The 14,508-nt window shown below is 39.2% G+C and carries 18 protein-coding genes; 6 read left to right on the top strand and 12 right to left on the bottom strand.

Features of this window, described 5'->3' with window-relative positions; genetic code table 11:
* Nucleotides 1-53 precede the first annotated feature (53 nt).
* From mazG to DNJ75_RS05585, 9 genes are read right to left on the bottom strand one after another with little or no spacing between them, the layout of a single operon-like run.
* Entirely contained in the window at nucleotides 54-842 is a 789-nt protein-coding gene (gene mazG, locus DNJ75_RS05545; protein ID WP_117002197.1) for a nucleoside triphosphate pyrophosphohydrolase, read from the bottom strand.
* Nucleotides 832-1,608 carry a hydroxyacylglutathione hydrolase gene (gene gloB / locus DNJ75_RS05550; protein ID WP_117002198.1) on the bottom strand — a complete coding sequence of 259 codons (777 nt, stop codon included), beginning with the start codon at nucleotides 1,606-1,608 and terminating at the stop codon, nucleotides 832-834. Before gloB ends, mazG begins: the two co-directional genes overlap by 11 nt.
* Nucleotides 1,605-2,777 carry a hypothetical protein gene (locus DNJ75_RS05555; RefSeq protein WP_117002199.1) on the bottom strand — a complete coding sequence of 391 codons (1,173 nt, stop codon included), beginning with the start codon at nucleotides 2,775-2,777 and terminating at the stop codon, nucleotides 1,605-1,607. Before DNJ75_RS05555 ends, gloB begins: the two co-directional genes overlap by 4 nt.
* Nucleotides 2,774-4,042, bottom strand: coding sequence for a hypothetical protein (locus tag DNJ75_RS05560; protein ID WP_117002200.1), 1,269 nt, complete (start codon nucleotides 4,040-4,042; stop codon nucleotides 2,774-2,776). The genes DNJ75_RS05555 and DNJ75_RS05560 overlap by 4 nt, the downstream gene beginning before the upstream one ends.
* Nucleotides 4,043-4,056: 14 nt before the next feature.
* Nucleotides 4,057-4,797, bottom strand: coding sequence for a uroporphyrinogen-III synthase (locus tag DNJ75_RS05565; RefSeq protein WP_157968223.1), 741 nt, complete (start codon nucleotides 4,795-4,797; stop codon nucleotides 4,057-4,059).
* A complete protein-coding gene (locus tag DNJ75_RS05570) occupies nucleotides 4,778-5,200 on the bottom strand; it encodes a SufE family protein (protein ID WP_117002202.1) in 423 nt (140 codons plus the stop codon). Before DNJ75_RS05570 ends, DNJ75_RS05565 begins: the two co-directional genes overlap by 20 nt.
* Nucleotides 5,201-5,258: 58 nt before the next feature.
* Complete coding sequence (locus DNJ75_RS05575; RefSeq protein WP_117002203.1) at nucleotides 5,259-5,792, bottom strand: TIGR00645 family protein; 534 nt, start codon at nucleotides 5,790-5,792, stop codon at nucleotides 5,259-5,261.
* 23 nt (nucleotides 5,793-5,815) lie between these two features.
* Nucleotides 5,816-7,231 carry a TolC family outer membrane protein gene (locus DNJ75_RS05580; protein WP_117002204.1) on the bottom strand — a complete coding sequence of 472 codons (1,416 nt, stop codon included), beginning with the start codon at nucleotides 7,229-7,231 and terminating at the stop codon, nucleotides 5,816-5,818.
* A 29-nt stretch (nucleotides 7,232-7,260) separates the two neighbouring features.
* Nucleotides 7,261-7,929 carry a protein-L-isoaspartate O-methyltransferase family protein gene (locus DNJ75_RS05585; protein ID WP_117002205.1) on the bottom strand — a complete coding sequence of 223 codons (669 nt, stop codon included), beginning with the start codon at nucleotides 7,927-7,929 and terminating at the stop codon, nucleotides 7,261-7,263.
* 278 nt (nucleotides 7,930-8,207) lie between these two features.
* Between DNJ75_RS05585 and trpR the strand changes: the two genes are divergently transcribed.
* Together trpR and DNJ75_RS05595 are read left to right on the top strand one after the other, a co-directional pair.
* Complete coding sequence (gene trpR / locus DNJ75_RS05590; protein WP_117002206.1) at nucleotides 8,208-8,492, top strand: trp operon repressor; 285 nt, start codon at nucleotides 8,208-8,210, stop codon at nucleotides 8,490-8,492.
* Between the two features lie 17 nt (nucleotides 8,493-8,509).
* Nucleotides 8,510-9,010 carry a GNAT family N-acetyltransferase gene (locus DNJ75_RS05595; RefSeq protein WP_117002207.1) on the top strand — a complete coding sequence of 167 codons (501 nt, stop codon included), beginning with the start codon at nucleotides 8,510-8,512 and terminating at the stop codon, nucleotides 9,008-9,010.
* 38 nt (nucleotides 9,011-9,048) lie between these two features.
* On the opposite strand, the gene murG is transcribed toward DNJ75_RS05595, so the two are convergent.
* Nucleotides 9,049-10,152 carry an undecaprenyldiphospho-muramoylpentapeptide beta-N-acetylglucosaminyltransferase gene (gene murG / locus DNJ75_RS05600; RefSeq protein ID WP_117002208.1) on the bottom strand — a complete coding sequence of 368 codons (1,104 nt, stop codon included), beginning with the start codon at nucleotides 10,150-10,152 and terminating at the stop codon, nucleotides 9,049-9,051.
* A gap of 183 nt (nucleotides 10,153-10,335) precedes the next feature.
* Here murG and purD point away from each other — a divergent pair, with 183 nt between their 5' ends.
* A complete protein-coding gene (purD, locus tag DNJ75_RS05605; protein WP_117002209.1) occupies nucleotides 10,336-11,631 on the top strand; it encodes a phosphoribosylamine--glycine ligase in 1,296 nt (431 codons plus the stop codon).
* Here the strand turns inward: purD and DNJ75_RS05610 are convergent.
* Nucleotides 11,622-12,104, bottom strand: coding sequence for a WbuC family cupin fold metalloprotein (locus DNJ75_RS05610; protein ID WP_117002210.1), 483 nt, complete (start codon nucleotides 12,102-12,104; stop codon nucleotides 11,622-11,624). The genes purD and DNJ75_RS05610 overlap by 10 nt on opposite strands.
* Nucleotides 12,105-12,134: 30 nt before the next feature.
* Entirely contained in the window at nucleotides 12,135-12,602 is a 468-nt protein-coding gene (locus DNJ75_RS05615; RefSeq protein ID WP_206609093.1) for a peroxiredoxin, read from the bottom strand.
* Between the two features lie 71 nt (nucleotides 12,603-12,673).
* Here DNJ75_RS05615 and DNJ75_RS05620 point away from each other — a divergent pair, with 71 nt between their 5' ends.
* The 3 genes from DNJ75_RS05620 to plsX are packed head-to-tail and all read left to right on the top strand — an operon-like array spanning nucleotide 12,674 to nucleotide 14,506.
* Entirely contained in the window at nucleotides 12,674-13,207 is a 534-nt protein-coding gene (locus DNJ75_RS05620) for a YceD family protein (protein WP_117002211.1), read from the top strand.
* 30 nt (nucleotides 13,208-13,237) lie between these two features.
* Nucleotides 13,238-13,423 carry a 50S ribosomal protein L32 gene (gene rpmF / locus DNJ75_RS05625; RefSeq protein WP_117002212.1) on the top strand — a complete coding sequence of 62 codons (186 nt, stop codon included), beginning with the start codon at nucleotides 13,238-13,240 and terminating at the stop codon, nucleotides 13,421-13,423.
* A gap of 48 nt (nucleotides 13,424-13,471) precedes the next feature.
* A complete protein-coding gene (gene plsX, locus DNJ75_RS05630; RefSeq protein ID WP_117002248.1) occupies nucleotides 13,472-14,506 on the top strand; it encodes a phosphate acyltransferase PlsX in 1,035 nt (344 codons plus the stop codon).
* The last annotated feature ends 2 nt before the right edge of the window (nucleotides 14,507-14,508 follow it).

Raw genomic sequence — 14,508 nt, forward strand, 5'->3', positions numbered from 1 at the left:
TTCTTTTAACGATTGGAATCAAGTTTGAATTCACCGATTGGCGTTACTGAAAGTCACTCAGATTGTTTTTGCAACTCCCACAACCTGTTTAGCTCATCAGCATCCGTATCAAGCATACTACGATCTTGCAATTTTAATGCAGCTTCCACTCCGCGAAAACGTCGGGCAAATTTCTGATTTGCTTGACGCATTAAAGCTTCAGGATCTGCTTTTAAATGCCTTGCAAGATTTACACAACTAAAAAGTAGATCACCCAACTCCTCTTGTGCTTTCTCTTGATCATGCAATAGCACCTCTTTAAGCTCACTCACCTCACTTTCAAGCTTGGTAAAAACGTCTTCTATGTTCTGCCAATCAAAACCAACACCTGAGGCTCTTGTTTGCATTTTCTTGGCAATGGTTAATGCTGGAAGATTCAAGGCAATACCATCAAGCTCACTGTTTAATTTGCCGCGCTCACGCCTTTTTATATCTAGCCATTGCCGCTCTAAGGCTTCAACATCTTTGATATTACCTTTAGCAAAAACATCTGGGTGACGCACAATTAACTTTTGTGTCAAGGCATCAACTATATCTTCAAAATCAAATAATGCTTGCTCTTTAGCAATTTGCGCATAAAAAACCACTTGGTTTAATAAATCTGCCAGCTCATATTTCACCGCATCTGTTGCGTGATTTTCTATTGCATCGACTAACTCATAGGCTTCTTCAATCGTATGCTCTGTTAGGCTTTGCCAGGTTTGCTCTAGACTCCACGCGCACCCCTTATCTTTATCACGCAGCGCTGACATGACACCCAATAGATCAGTTAATTGATATTTCTCCAAGGTTTTAGAAGACATCTTTACGCGCTCTTAACTCACAAAATGCTGTTTGTGCATCGATGATATTGGCATTTGTTTGGCGCAATATTGCTTGAAGTTCATTTTCATTCGCTCTAAAGAAAATATTCATTTGATTCTCATCAGCAAGCGTTGTAATCGGTTTATCCTCAGGTTTTATGTCCGTGACTTTGTTAAACCATTGGCGATAATAATCATCTTGCGGCTGAATGGATTGTGCAAAAGACAAATTATTTTCAAAATAATCATGCGCCGGATACAGCTTTGTTGTCTCAGGCAGTGATCGCAATTTCTCAATACTGTGATATAAGCGCACCACATCCGCCGTACTATCTTTGACATTACCAACGCCTGCGGTAAATATCGTATCACCGCAAAAAAGAAGCTCTTGTTGTGGCAAATAAAAACTGACATGCGAGGCAATATGCCCAGGACATGTAATCACCTGACAACTCGCTGTGTTGAAACTCAATTGCTCACCATCTTTGACGTAATGGTCAACCTGATGTCCACGATAATGCTCAAAATGCGCATACACTGGGATATTGTACTTTGCTTTTAGTGCTGCCACTGCTGCAATATGATCACCATGATCATGCGTAAGCAAAATCGCTTCTGCCTCGATATTTTGTTCATTTAAAAACTGTTCATAATGCTCCGCCATCGTCGGATCAACAATCAAAGCCTTATGATTAGTGTCATTAACAACAAGATAATTATAATTTCTAAGTGGATTGTTCAAATACCAACGTTTAACATATATCATAAATGCTCCAGTAATAGTTGCTCGCGCAGAGCACGGTACTTTTGCGCCTGATTTGGCATCGATTGCTTATAGGCTAATCGCTCTTTTGCTAATAGATATTTCAACTGCTCAGGGACTGTTAAAGCACTTTCATGCACTTTGGATAAGTTTGCAGCGACAAACTCATCATCTTGATAAATCAAAGCAAAACTGATGATCAAGATATTCAAGCTTTGATCATCTTGCTTTATCTGTTTAAGCCAGCATGATCGTACAAATTCATAGGCAGCATTATCCTTTGCCAGCTCTAAATATAAGCTAATAAGTGGCTTATCAAATGACACAAGTAAGCGTTTTTGCATACGCTCTTTAAATTCAGTCTGCGGCACCAAGCTATATAAACGATTAAAGTATGCATATTCTGCATCAAGTGTTAGACTATGTGTCCGTGGCACACTCTGCCAGATTTCATTTAAATCACGTAAGGAAATAGCATGACTAAATAATTGCTGAAACACATTATCAATTGTTGATGACGATAAAAAGCGCTGATGTTTTAATAGTGTGTTTTTCGCGTCAATAATTCTTCTTTCAGCCAATTGGCTATTGATTAACGCCTCAATAATTTCAATGCTATTTGGTGAGTCTTTGATTAATGTCAATAGCAACGGCATCGCTTCATCAAATGCCTCGACTTTATAAAAAATCATCGCCTGGTAATAGCGCCAAACAAATGTCTTTTTGTTGGCTTTGCTTGAAGTTTGCAAAATACTTTGCAGCTCCTGATATTTACCTTGCGCTAACAAACCTTGCCAATACAACATCACCAAGCCATCGCCAACTATAGGCATATTAAGCTTCGCTAAGGTGTATTTTTTTTCCAATAGATGATGGTCTCTCAATAAATACGCCCTTTGCATTTCAACTAACTTATACGTCAATCTATCACGCTTACGTATACGCAGACCTTGCCACCACTGCTTAGGACTCAACAATACAAGCCTTAATAGGTGATATAACAGTCCAAGCACACAAAAAAGTGCGACGATCAGTACCACAAAAAGCCATAATGGTAACTTAATTAAGGTATCTTTAACAAAAAATGCGACAACACCAGGGTTAGCAATTACCCATAAGCTAATCAATACGGCTAACGCACAAATCAATACCAACCAGATGATTTTTTTCATGGCTGATTACCTTTGGTTTGAGTTACAGGAATATCTTTGTTTGAAAGGTTACCCCCTTTTAATATTGCATTAGTTAATGCATCAATATCGCTATTAATCACATCGACATTAACCGCATTGATTGCTGCTAAAGCAGTCACCATTTTCTTGCTTGAATCATCCGCTTTAAAATACTGCTCAAGTGTTTGCTTAAACTGTGCTTTCACTTCAGCAAGCATCTGCGAGTTGTTATTAATCACCGCAAGTTTTAACTGCCAAATCAACTGATAAAGTCCAGCTAAAACAGTCATTTGCGCATGTTGGCTTAATAATAATTGGTCTTGCGGCTTGATTTTCTCAACTTGGATAAGTGACTTCATTTGTTGCCATGAGTGCGATAATGCATCCTGCCAATTATTTTTTTGATTCTGTTGATTCATTTCATTCAAATCATTATTGCCTGAGTAATTATTTTTAGCCAAAGTCAATGGTGATTGAATGTGCAAGCTTGATAGTAATTGTTGTAGATTGTTAATTTTAATCAAGCTTTCATCAATACTTGGTTCATTATTAATTTGCGTCATCAATGCATCTAAAGCCGGCATCCATTTCGCTGCACCATCAACATTCATCAATAGTGTTTTTGCTTGATTTAAGAAAAATAGACTTTGCGCTTTACTGCCTAAAACCTGCCATGCCTGTTTGGCAAATTGCAGATTAATAACAACGGCTTGCTTATGCATTTGCTGAATTTGTTGACTTAATTCTGAACTAGGAAGCAAATAGCTTTGTTTTAGTTGTGCGACATTTTGTGATAATTGCACTTGATTAAGCTGATTGGCTTTTAGTGCTTCAGTCACTTCATTTGCTTTATTTTGCTGACTTACTTGCTTTGCTGTAAGCTCATCAATCATCTTAGCTTGATTATCAAGCTTTACCGTCTGAGCGTCTAACTTGCTTTGTAGAAGTTTCGCTGCTGTGTCATCGGTCTTAACAGGTGTTATCACCACTGATTCAAGTTTTTGTAAAGTCTGGTTGTAATTTTGCTGCTTATATAATGCGAACATGCTTGCTGCCAAACCTAAAACCGCAAAAACAAATACCACAACAACAATAGCAATATAGCCTCGCCAGCAACTTATTTTATTTTCCTTGCTGCTTTTTTTTGCTGCTTTCGGCTCTTCTTTAGGATTATTGACGATTACATTCTCATCGTTCTTTTTTGCCGCAACTGTCGTTTTGGCTAAATCAGCATCGTTATCCTCTTGGTTTCTTTTTTCTGACATACTGTCACATCCTCTTATCGTAGCTTAATGATCTGTGCTACAAGCTGATCATGGGTTAAATTCTCTAACAGATATAATTTAACAAAACCTTGGCGTTTAGCCCAGTCCAACATTCGCCTATTTGTCACGGTAACCGTACATTTTTGCTGCCAATCACTAAAAATATCAAAAATAGGCATTGACGCTTTGAGCGCATCAAAGCTTGTATAAAGTAAAACTCTAGGATGTCTATTATACCAATCAATCTGCTGCAGCTTCCTTAGCAAATCCCTTTTATCACAAGGTTTGCGCTCATAGCAATTGATCAGCGACAAACTTGCCGCTTGCTGTTGCAGGACATTAGCTAATAACTCACGACCATCAGCACCTTTAATCAATAGGAAATGGCGATCACTTATCGACTGATCAGTATCTGATAAGATTACTAATAAATGTTCTGAATCGGCTTTATCAGGATAATGCGCTTTAACACCATGCTTATGTAAAGCTAAAGCTGTAGCACTACCAACTGCCCAAACAGTCGCATGAGCAATTATCGCCTGATCAGGATCGGCACTGAAAAATGATTCTACTGCATAGGTACTGGTAAAAATAATATCCGTATATGCAGCAGTTGGTATTTCAAAAGGAATATATTTAATCGTAAATGGCTCAACTGCCAACGCGTAAATTTCGTGAAAACAAAGTGTATCAACCAGCAAAGAAGCTTTAGGTTCAGGTCTAAAAACAATAATCTCAGGCGCTAACATCGACATATTTCTGTGCCGTACCATAGATATAATTAATCATTGCGTGCAGTCCATTGTTGCGCGTTGGACTTAGATGCTTTGCTAAGCCAATTTCACTCATAAAATCAGTATCTGATGCTACAATTTCTTTTGGCGTTGACCCGCTATAGACTTTAAGCAACAATCCAATTAATCCTGAAACGATTGCCGCATCACTAACCGCATAGAACGTAAGTTTGCCATCATACAGAATGGCATCAAACCATACTTGTGATTGACAGCCTTTAACCATATGCGCTTCATCTTTTTTGTCCTCTGGGAATGGCTCAAGACTTTTGCCTAACCCAATAAGATAGGCGTATTTATCACTCCAGTCATCAAAGAAATCAAAATCATCAACGATTGCCTGTTGGCGTTTTTTAATTGTCATCATCTATCCAGTATTTTTTCGTGACAAGCCTTGCACTCAAGCGCTTAACCACATACGTCTATTCTTTAATTTTTTTCTCTAGCAAGCCAACAAACACCAAAATAAGTGCCGAAACTAAAAACGTCAAATGCAGTACAACATACCACAGTAACTCACGATTTGATAATTGCGGGATATCTAGGAATTGTTTTAACAATGAAATCGATGAAATTGCTACAATTGAGCCTGCAATTTTAAGTTTCACCCCCGTATGGGATAAACGCTTAATCCAAATAGGCTCGCCAGATTTATGCTCAACATCAATTTTTGAGACAAAATTCTCATAACCACTGATAATGACAATAACAATCAGGTTTGCAACCAAAACAGTATCACAGAGTGTCAACCCCAGAACGATAAGCTCATGCGGCTTAAGTACATTGATACTGGTAAAAAGATGCAACACCTCATTCGCCATTTGATAAACAAATGCTAAAAGCACCAATATCAAAATAAGATAAATCGGTGCTTGAATCCAACGACTAGCAAAAACAATACGCTCCAGAAAGACTTCTAAGTAACTTAATCTGCCATCTTTTTTGTTATTTGACATTTAGAATATGCCTTCTGTTAACACTAAATTTTACTGCTGCTTTTGGTTGAGACTTTATCAGCAGTGAGCCATTTATTAATCGCATCAATATCTTTATAGCTAATCACACCCGCTGTATTCTTAAGTGTTAATAGATCATTGATATAATCATACTTAGCTTGCGCGTACTGTTGCTGCGCTTGGAAAAGCTGTTGCTGTTGTTGTAAAAGATCAACAATCGTATGTGTTCCCACTTCATAACCGGCTTTCATTGCTTTAACAGAAGCTTCCGCGGCAATAACTGCCTGTTTATAAGCTTCCACTTGAGCAATGTCAGACAACACCGTCAAATAAGCTGTCTTTAACTGGCTTTCAGTCGCACGCTCAGCTTCTAACAAAGTGTATTTTGACGCTTCTTTAGTATATTGCTGCTGTTTTAATGACGCGTAATCACTACCACCGTTTAATACATTCCAAGATACACCTACACCCACAGATGCACTGTTACTCCCTGATGTGTAATTAGTGTTTTGATAACTTAATCCTCTTGACGCTTTGGCTGTTAGTGTCGCTGCAGGCAAGAAATTACCCCATAAACCACTAACACCTGCTTTAGCTGCTTCTAAAAGAAACTGATTCTGGACGATGTTATAGTTTTGCTTCAAGGCAATGTCCATCCATTTATCCATATTATCAGGATCCGGCTTATCAAATGGAAACTTATCACTTAGATTCTCAACGGCAGTCACTGACTGACCAATAATTTGACTTAATGCAGCATATGATGTTGCTAGATCATTCTTTGCCTGAACTGTTGCCGCTACAGCCTGCTCATATTGCGCTTTAATTGCCTGAACATCGGTAATGGCTGATAATCCAACCTTGTATTTCTCTTGTGTTTGACTTAATAGCTCTTTGTTCCATGATTGGTTCGCTTCTGCATACGCTAGGTTGTCTTGCGCTTGCAATACCGCAAAATAAGCGCTGGCAACATTGGTAATTAAACTTGCTTGCGCCATGACAAAGGTAATCGCATCAGCTTTTGCTTGATAGCTTGCGTAATTATAACCACCCCAAGCACCCCAGTTAAACAGTGCTTGCGTTGCCGTTAAGCTTGGTGATTGTGTAAAGTATTTTGATTTCTGCCCTTCTGATGCGTTCGCACTCGAGCTGTAATTGCCTTGTGCATTATAGCCTAGTGTGATGTTTGGCAAGAGCTTACCTAATGCGGCAGGCACTGCCTCTTGAGTAGAGTTAAATGTTGCCTCAGCTGCAAGATACTGCGCATTTTGCTTTTGCGCTAACTGATAAATGCCTGACAGGTTTTGTGCTTGCGGAGCATCCGCTGCACTTGATTTTGCTGTAGTTGCTACTTGTGCTGGTACCGCTGCAGTTGAAGGCTCTGCTGATGCATATCCCAAGACAAGCAGTCCACTCATTATTAAGGTGATTTTTTTCATCTATTTACCTAACCTTTTACCATTATTACCTAAAATTGAAATGTCTTATCTTGTAACCTTTGCCCTACTGGCTTATAAACATCAAAAGTTGACATTTGCTGGTAAGATCCATCTGTATTCTTTTGTACCAAAACAGCCTTAGCATAGCTATCTTTTTCGAGAAAGTACAACATTCTACCATTGGCAGCGAGATATTTTAGATAATCGGTAGGCTCTGATTTTTCCATCTCTTTAACAATCACTAAATCAAACACATTATGTTGTTGGAGTAATTGATTTAGAGCATCAATTTTATTTTCTTTATTCACGTGATATTTAGCATTGTAAACACCAATCGTTTTTAATGCATTTTTGACGTGATTTAACATATCTTCATGCTGATCGACGACATCAACTAACTTGGTAAGCTTTGCCAAAAGCGCAGTTAAGTAACCACTACCACAGCCAATCTCAAGTACTCTTTCATGCTTTTTAGGTTGCAGCAATTGCAGCATTTTAGTCACTGTTTGCGGTGTCAGCTCATATTGATGATGATTAAGCGGAATCTCAACCTCTGAATATGCCACCTCTTTATAATTACTAGGGACAAAAACCTCACGTGGGGTGTCAATAATCACACTAAGCAAATCACCATAGGGCACACCTAATGTGCGTATCTGCTGTTTGATCATATTCTCTTTTGCAAGCTCTATATTCATGCACAAAACCTTTTTTCTTTTTTGCTTTCTTTATATTTTAAGTCTAAACCAATTTGGTCAGTGGCAACTTAGTCACTTCCACTTTTAAGTGAAGCGCACTATATCATAATTTAGTGCTGGTTATTCTAAATGCATTAGTTAAGATATTCAAATACTGTTAGCGCTTATTATACGAATCCGCCCTGCTGGATTAATTTGTAAATTTTACTAATTTTAGCTGGACAGATCACAGTCATGCATGTATCGTTACACTAATACAAAAATTTGGTCGGATGATCATGGAATCCAACTGGAAGAGCTTAGTTAAACTGTTACAACAAACAAATGATGAAACTGAAATGACAAAATTATTGGATTTTTTGTTCACACTTGAGGAAAAACATCAAATATCTAATCGCTATGCTTTAGCGGAGCTTATGATATTAGGTGAAAAGCCGCAACGTGAAATTGCTAAGAATCTCGGGGTCAGCATTAGCACCGTAACGCGTTGTTCTAACGCATTAAAAGTGTTACCTGACGAAATAAAACAAAAGTTCATACAACCACAAAGCCAAAAAAGCTAATATTTAAGGAGCGCTTTATGACGATTCAAGCACTAACAAAAGCACATCAATCACAAGTTCAACAACTTTTTGCTGATGTAAACTTTTTTAATGCTGAATGGTTTTTTAGCCCAAGACAGCTCTTTTTTGGCTTTTTTACCAAGAGCAACCAACTTGCCGGCGTTGCTCACATTGAAATCTATCACCATGCAATGATTGTTAAAGCATTAACAACACACAAAGCACACCGCAATCAAAAAATTGCAGCGAAATTACTAGCCCATATTGAACAGCTTGCTGATAAGCTTAATTGCGATGCGTTATATGCATTCACACAATTTGGTGCAAATTATCTTGAGTGCAGTGGTTTTGAGCAAACAATCAAGACCAAACTGTCACTACAAATGCGTGATTATATGTCTAATCACAACTTAAGCGACACAATCATTATGAAAAAGGTATTATCCAACGCAAAAAAGCATCTAATGCGGCAAGAATCATTAACAACTCAAGTTCAATTGAGTCATCTTGTCGCATAAACTGATTGCTTTATTTAAAGCCATCTCATTTACTTCAGTCAGACAGAAAGATATTTTTTAATCTCTGTTACAACTTTCTCCACAGCATCTAGTTTTGCAACACCCTTAGCATGATTAGACATTTTCTCAAGCTCGGCACGATTCATGTCCACTGCACGCACAAAAGCCATCAATTTCTGCGCATTAAAATTCTGCTCACGTATACAAATAGCCGCTTCTGCCTGAACTAGAAATTGCGCATTGTGATATTGATGATCATCTACTGCTTGCGCAAAAGGTACGAAAAAAGCAGGCACACCAGCGCAAGCAACCTCCGAGACGGTTAAAGCGCCCGCTCGACAAACAACGATATCCGCCCATTGATAAGCTGCTGCCATATCACTAATAAAAGGTTCAATTGTAAGCTCACATTTATAATCAGGAGATAACGAATTATAGGCTTCTTTGGTCTCTTCATAAGTCTTCTCACCTGTTTGGTGCCATAGATTAACGCAAGCATCCTTTGGTAAATCACGCACAAACTCTGGCATCGCGTCATTTAATATCTTAGCCCCTTGACTGCCTCCTAATACCAGAACATTTAACACATGCTTATAAAAATCATGCTTTTGCTCATGCAACACCTTGATCTCATCACGAATCGGATTACCAATCACCTCAATACTTGACTTTGTTTTAAAGGCACTGGTTGGGAAAGCGCACAACACTTTACGCGCAAATTTAGCCAATGTTTTATTGGTCATCCCTGGACGCGCGTTTTGCTCATGAATGATTAAAGGTACACGCATAAGGCGCGCTGCTAAACCACCGGGTCCTGCCGCATAACCGCCAAAACCAACAACCACTTTGACTTTTTGCTTACGAATAACACGCATCGCCTGTATGACTGCATAACTCAAACTAAAGGGTAAGCTTAGTTTTTTGAGCATGCCTTTTTTACGCACGCCACGAACAGATAGATAAAACAGCGGATAACGCTCACCAACTAGTTTAGTCTCAAGACCGTATTCAGTACCAAGCCAAGATACCTCAACATTCTGACGCTTAAGCTCATCTGCTACCGCTAATGCTGGGAATATATGCCCACCTGTTCCTCCTGCCATGATAAGCACACTGTGTTTTGAATTATGATTATGCTTCACGCCATCCCTTATCTATTTCATCTCACAAATTTTGCTAAATTGTACCGCACATCTTACCTGCAGCAAACGATTATGCGCTATTTTACAATCAAAAGGTAAGACAAGAATCATTGTAATATGGTTTATGGCAGGTATACTAACAAGCACTTAAAGTCTGTAAGTGAAATGCCGAAGGAATCCTGCATGAAAATATTAGTTATTGGTAATGGTGGTCGTGAACACGCACTGGCGTGGAAACTTGCTCAATCTGAGCATGCTACACATATCTATGTCGCGCCTGGCAATGCCGGCACTGAGCGCGAGGACAAGGTGAGCAATATTGACATTGCGGTGACTGATATTCCGCACTTAATAAACTTTGCCAAAGATAATGAAATTGAGTTAACTATCGTGGGGCCTGAATTACCCCTTAGTCTTGGGGTTGTCGATGAATTTGAAGCACACGGTTTAAACTGCTTGGGACCGAAAAAGCAATGTGCGCAACTGGAATCCTCTAAAGCCTTTAGCAAGGACTTTATGACCAGGTACAATATCCCAACAGCGCGCTATCAAAACTTCACTGAAGTTGATAAAGCAAAAATGTATCTCAAAGAAATGAGCTTACCCGTTGTTATCAAAGCCAGTGGCTTAGCTGCAGGCAAGGGCGTTGTTATTGCCCAAACCATGGATGAAGCCCAAAGCACGATCGAAGACATGCTTGAAGGAAATCGCTTTGGTGATGCCGGTTGCGAGATTGTTGTCGAAGAGTTCCTTAATGGCGAGGAAGCAAGCTTTATTGTGCTGTGTGATGGTGCACATGCGCTAGCAATGGCAAGCTCCCAAGATCACAAAGCACGTGATGATGGTGATAAAGGTCCAAATACTGGTGGCATGGGCGCTTACTCACCAGCGCCAATTGTTACCAATGAAGTTCATCAACAAGTCATGCAACAGATTATTCAACCTGTCCTTGATGGCATGAAAAATGAAGGGGAAGCTTATAAGGGCTTCTTATATGCTGGACTTATGATTATGCCAAATGGCGAGATTAAAACATTAGAGTTTAACTGCCGCTTTGGTGACCCTGAAACACAACCTATTATGATGCGCCTAGAGTCTGATTTAGTTGAACTTGCATTTGCCGCATTAAATGAAGAGCTTGACGAATATGAAGCTCACTGGAATCCAGGCACAGCCCTAGGCGTGGTCATGGCAGCTGGCGGTTACCCTGATCACTATAATACAGGGGATATTATTATTGGACTTGATCAAGCACATCAAACTAACAGTAAAGTCTTTCATGCTGGCACCAAGCGCGATGGGGCAAGTATTGTCACCAATGGCGGGCGTGTACTTTGCGCTACTGCGTTAGGCAATGATATTGAAGAAGCCTATGCTCATGCCTATAAATTAGTAGACAGCATTACTTGGCAGAATGAATATCACCGCACAGACATTGGTAAAAAAGCATTTTCGAAAATATCGATACATCACGAATAAGACTCACCGACTTTGGCAAGCTCCTGCCATCGCATAAAATCAACCACTTCTTTGTCGCCCTCTTTGGGCGCCCACTTGGCAAAATCATCTTCGGCAGTTGGCGTAAAAGGTCCTGGCTTTACTTCAAAAAATAAAGCATCTTCACTGATCGCATACAACGCATGCCATGTGTTGGGTTTCATCTCAAACCCCAAAGTATCTCCATCGGCACCAAGCACAAACTTGTCAACAGTAACACCCATATCATCATAAATAAGCACGCCCATTTGACCTTTAAGCGCTATGATCAACTCCCACTTATGCGACTCTGAATGTCTATGTGGGCGAATATAAGTGCCCTTTTTAAGGTGAATTGCTAATCGATTGACTAGGTCTGATAACTCAGCGTGGAAATTATGATGTGCACGTAAACGCGGTGATTCCTTGGCATTTTGCGCCATAGCAGTCATTAATGCATGATCGATTTTTTTCATACTAAATACAGATCCTCTTTCAAAAGTGTCTTACTTTAAATTTTTGATAAATGCTAACACTTCTTCAACATGCCCTGACACCTTGACTTTACGCCATTCTTTGATGAGTTTGCCTTCCATATCAATCACAAACGTGCTGCGCTCAATGCCCATATATTTTTTACCAAACATGCTTTTTTCTTTCAGCACAGCAAATGCCTCACAAAGCGCTTTTTCAGTATCCGCAATCAGCTCAAACGGCATCTGATATTTTGCCTTGAACTTCTCATGTGAATTTAAGGTGTCTTTTGACACACCGAAGATCGTGGCATTAACTTTAGCAAAATCATTATAATGATCGGTAAATCCAATACTTTCCGTCGTGCATCCTGGCGTACTATCTTTTGGATAAAAGTAAATCACCAAATAATTGCCACGGTAATCATCAAGTCTAAACATTTTGTTTGAGGTCATTGCCACCTGCGGCAAGCTTATTTTTTCACCTGGCTGCAAAGTCATCTTGCATACTCCTAAACTTTCATTATCATAAACACCTGTGTACTTTAACAAAGATAATCTTGAGATAAAGCATGTTACAACAAAAACCTTTTATTTTAGATCCCATCAAAGCTGCTAAAGAAGGCGTGGTGCTTAATCAAAGCTTTAGTTTTTCACACTTAGCTTCATTACATGAATGCATCGTTGACGGAACTTATGATTTTCAACTTAACCTTAAATTCCACTTTGAAAACAACAAACCATTACTTGATGGGCAACTTGCTGGTAAGGTAACACTCATTTGCCAAAGATCGCTTGAACCTTTTGAGTTTTGCTTTGATGACCCAGTTAAACTTGGTTTTGTGACAGATGATCGTTTTTTTAAAAACTTCCCAGACACCTATGATCCATACATTTATAAAGATAATCAAATCAATCTCGTTGAACTATTAGAAGAGGAAATCCTCCTCTCAATTCCAATGATCCCAAAAAAATCACTTAATGATTGTCAAGCTGAACAAAATACGTCATACTATGGCGTTTTTGAAACTAGCGACACCGAAAAGCAGGACAAACCGAACCCGTTTTCTGCTTTAAAAGAGCTAAAATTTACAAAGAAAGATTAATATTAAAGTAGTGAAATAGGAGAATTAATAATGGCTGTACAGCAAAACAAAAAGAGTCGTTCAAGAAGAGATATGCGTCGTTCACATGATGCGTTAACTGCTTCAGCACTTTCAACTGACAAAACAACTGGCGAAATGCACTTACGTCATCACGTGTCTGCAAACGGTTACTACAAAGGTAAGAAAGTAGTTGCTGTTGCTTCTGATGATGAATAGAATAACTGCACGATAAGGCAATTATTCTGTATTACTGTGACCAGTTCAATATCTTATAAAATATCTATTGATGCCATGGGTGGTGACCATGGATTAAAAACCACCGTTCCAGCTTGCTTATCTGCGCTGAAAAAATTCCCTGATTTACATATTTGTCTCGTTGGCATTGCCAAAGATATCGAGCAATTTTTAACCGCACATAAAACATCATATGATACGACACGTCTATCAATTGTTAATGCCAATGAAATTGTTGAGATGGACGAATCTCCTGCATTAGCACTTCGCAATAAAAAAGACTCATCAATGCGCGTTGCCATTAATCTTGTTAAAAGCGGCGATGTTGATGCTTGTGTGAGCGCAGGCAACACGGGTGCTTTGATGGCAACTTCAAAATTTGTGCTAAAAACACTTAATGAAATTGATCGCCCAGCAATCGTTTATGCAATTCCCTCGCTAGATCGCAAAACCAAGAAAATGAATCCTGTCTACATGCTTGATCTAGGTGCCAATGTCAACTGCTCATCGGAGCAGCTTTTCCAGTTTGGCATTATGGGCTCTGTGTTAGCAGCAAATCTTAAGGGCACTGAACGCCCACGAGTTGCCTTACTTAATATTGGTGAGGAAGAAATGAAAGGCTTAGACAGCATCAAACAAGCTGCCAAGATGCTACAAAATTGTGACCATATCAACTACATCGGTTATGTTGAAGGCAATGATATTTTTTCAGCCAAAGCTGACGTGATCGTTTGTGATGGCTTTGCCGGAAATATCGCCCTTAAAACAATGGAAGGCACAGCTAAACTTATTGCTGACATGTTAAAAGATAGCTTTAACAATAGCATTTTCTCTAAGCTTGCGATGTTGATCAGCGCGCCAGTACTAACAGGACTTAAACGCAAACTTGATACCAACCAATATAATGGTGCGTCTTTGCTTGGTTTAAGAGGTATTGTGATTAAAAGCCATGGTGGTGCTTCAGCTGAAGCTTTTGAAACTGCCATTTACGAAGCAATCAAAGAAATCAAATACAATATCCCACAAAAAACACAGGCGCAAATTGAGCGCATTATGCAATCTTAAGG

The sequence above is a fragment of the Cysteiniphilum litorale genome, from assembly GCF_003428165.1.
Lineage (GTDB): Bacteria > Pseudomonadota > Gammaproteobacteria > Francisellales > Francisellaceae > Caedibacter > Caedibacter litoralis.

What these genes read in the sequence shown, in the direction of transcription:
- DNJ75_RS05575 (WP_117002203.1), bottom strand. Translation starts at nt 5,792, where the DNA reads ATGTCAAATAACAAAAAAGATGGCAGATTAAGTTACTTAGAAGTCTTT.
- DNJ75_RS05560 (WP_117002200.1), bottom strand. Translation starts at nt 4,042, where the DNA reads ATGTCAGAAAAAAGAAACCAAGAGGATAACGATGCTGATTTAGCCAAA.
- DNJ75_RS05565 (WP_157968223.1), bottom strand. Translation starts at nt 4,797, where the DNA reads ATGTCGATGTTAGCGCCTGAGATTATTGTTTTTAGACCTGAACCTAAA.
- DNJ75_RS05580 (WP_117002204.1), bottom strand. Translation starts at nt 7,231, where the DNA reads ATGAAAAAAATCACCTTAATAATGAGTGGACTGCTTGTCTTGGGATAT.
- DNJ75_RS05615 (WP_206609093.1), bottom strand. Translation starts at nt 12,602, where the DNA reads ATGACTTTGCAGCCAGGTGAAAAAATAAGCTTGCCGCAGGTGGCAATG.
- mazG (WP_117002197.1), bottom strand. Translation starts at nt 842, where the DNA reads ATGTCTTCTAAAACCTTGGAGAAATATCAATTAACTGATCTATTGGGT.
- trpR (WP_117002206.1), top strand. Translation starts at nt 8,208, where the DNA reads ATGGAATCCAACTGGAAGAGCTTAGTTAAACTGTTACAACAAACAAAT.
- DNJ75_RS05620 (WP_117002211.1), top strand. Translation starts at nt 12,674, where the DNA reads ATGTTACAACAAAAACCTTTTATTTTAGATCCCATCAAAGCTGCTAAA.
- DNJ75_RS05595 (WP_117002207.1), top strand. Translation starts at nt 8,510, where the DNA reads ATGACGATTCAAGCACTAACAAAAGCACATCAATCACAAGTTCAACAA.
- DNJ75_RS05555 (WP_117002199.1), bottom strand. Translation starts at nt 2,777, where the DNA reads ATGAAAAAAATCATCTGGTTGGTATTGATTTGTGCGTTAGCCGTATTG.
- gloB (WP_117002198.1), bottom strand. Translation starts at nt 1,608, where the DNA reads ATGATATATGTTAAACGTTGGTATTTGAACAATCCACTTAGAAATTAT.
- DNJ75_RS05585 (WP_117002205.1), bottom strand. Translation starts at nt 7,929, where the DNA reads ATGAATATAGAGCTTGCAAAAGAGAATATGATCAAACAGCAGATACGC.
- DNJ75_RS05610 (WP_117002210.1), bottom strand. Translation starts at nt 12,104, where the DNA reads ATGAAAAAAATCGATCATGCATTAATGACTGCTATGGCGCAAAATGCC.
- DNJ75_RS05570 (WP_117002202.1), bottom strand. Translation starts at nt 5,200, where the DNA reads ATGACAATTAAAAAACGCCAACAGGCAATCGTTGATGATTTTGATTTC.
- rpmF (WP_117002212.1), top strand. Translation starts at nt 13,238, where the DNA reads ATGGCTGTACAGCAAAACAAAAAGAGTCGTTCAAGAAGAGATATGCGT.
- purD (WP_117002209.1), top strand. Translation starts at nt 10,336, where the DNA reads ATGAAAATATTAGTTATTGGTAATGGTGGTCGTGAACACGCACTGGCG.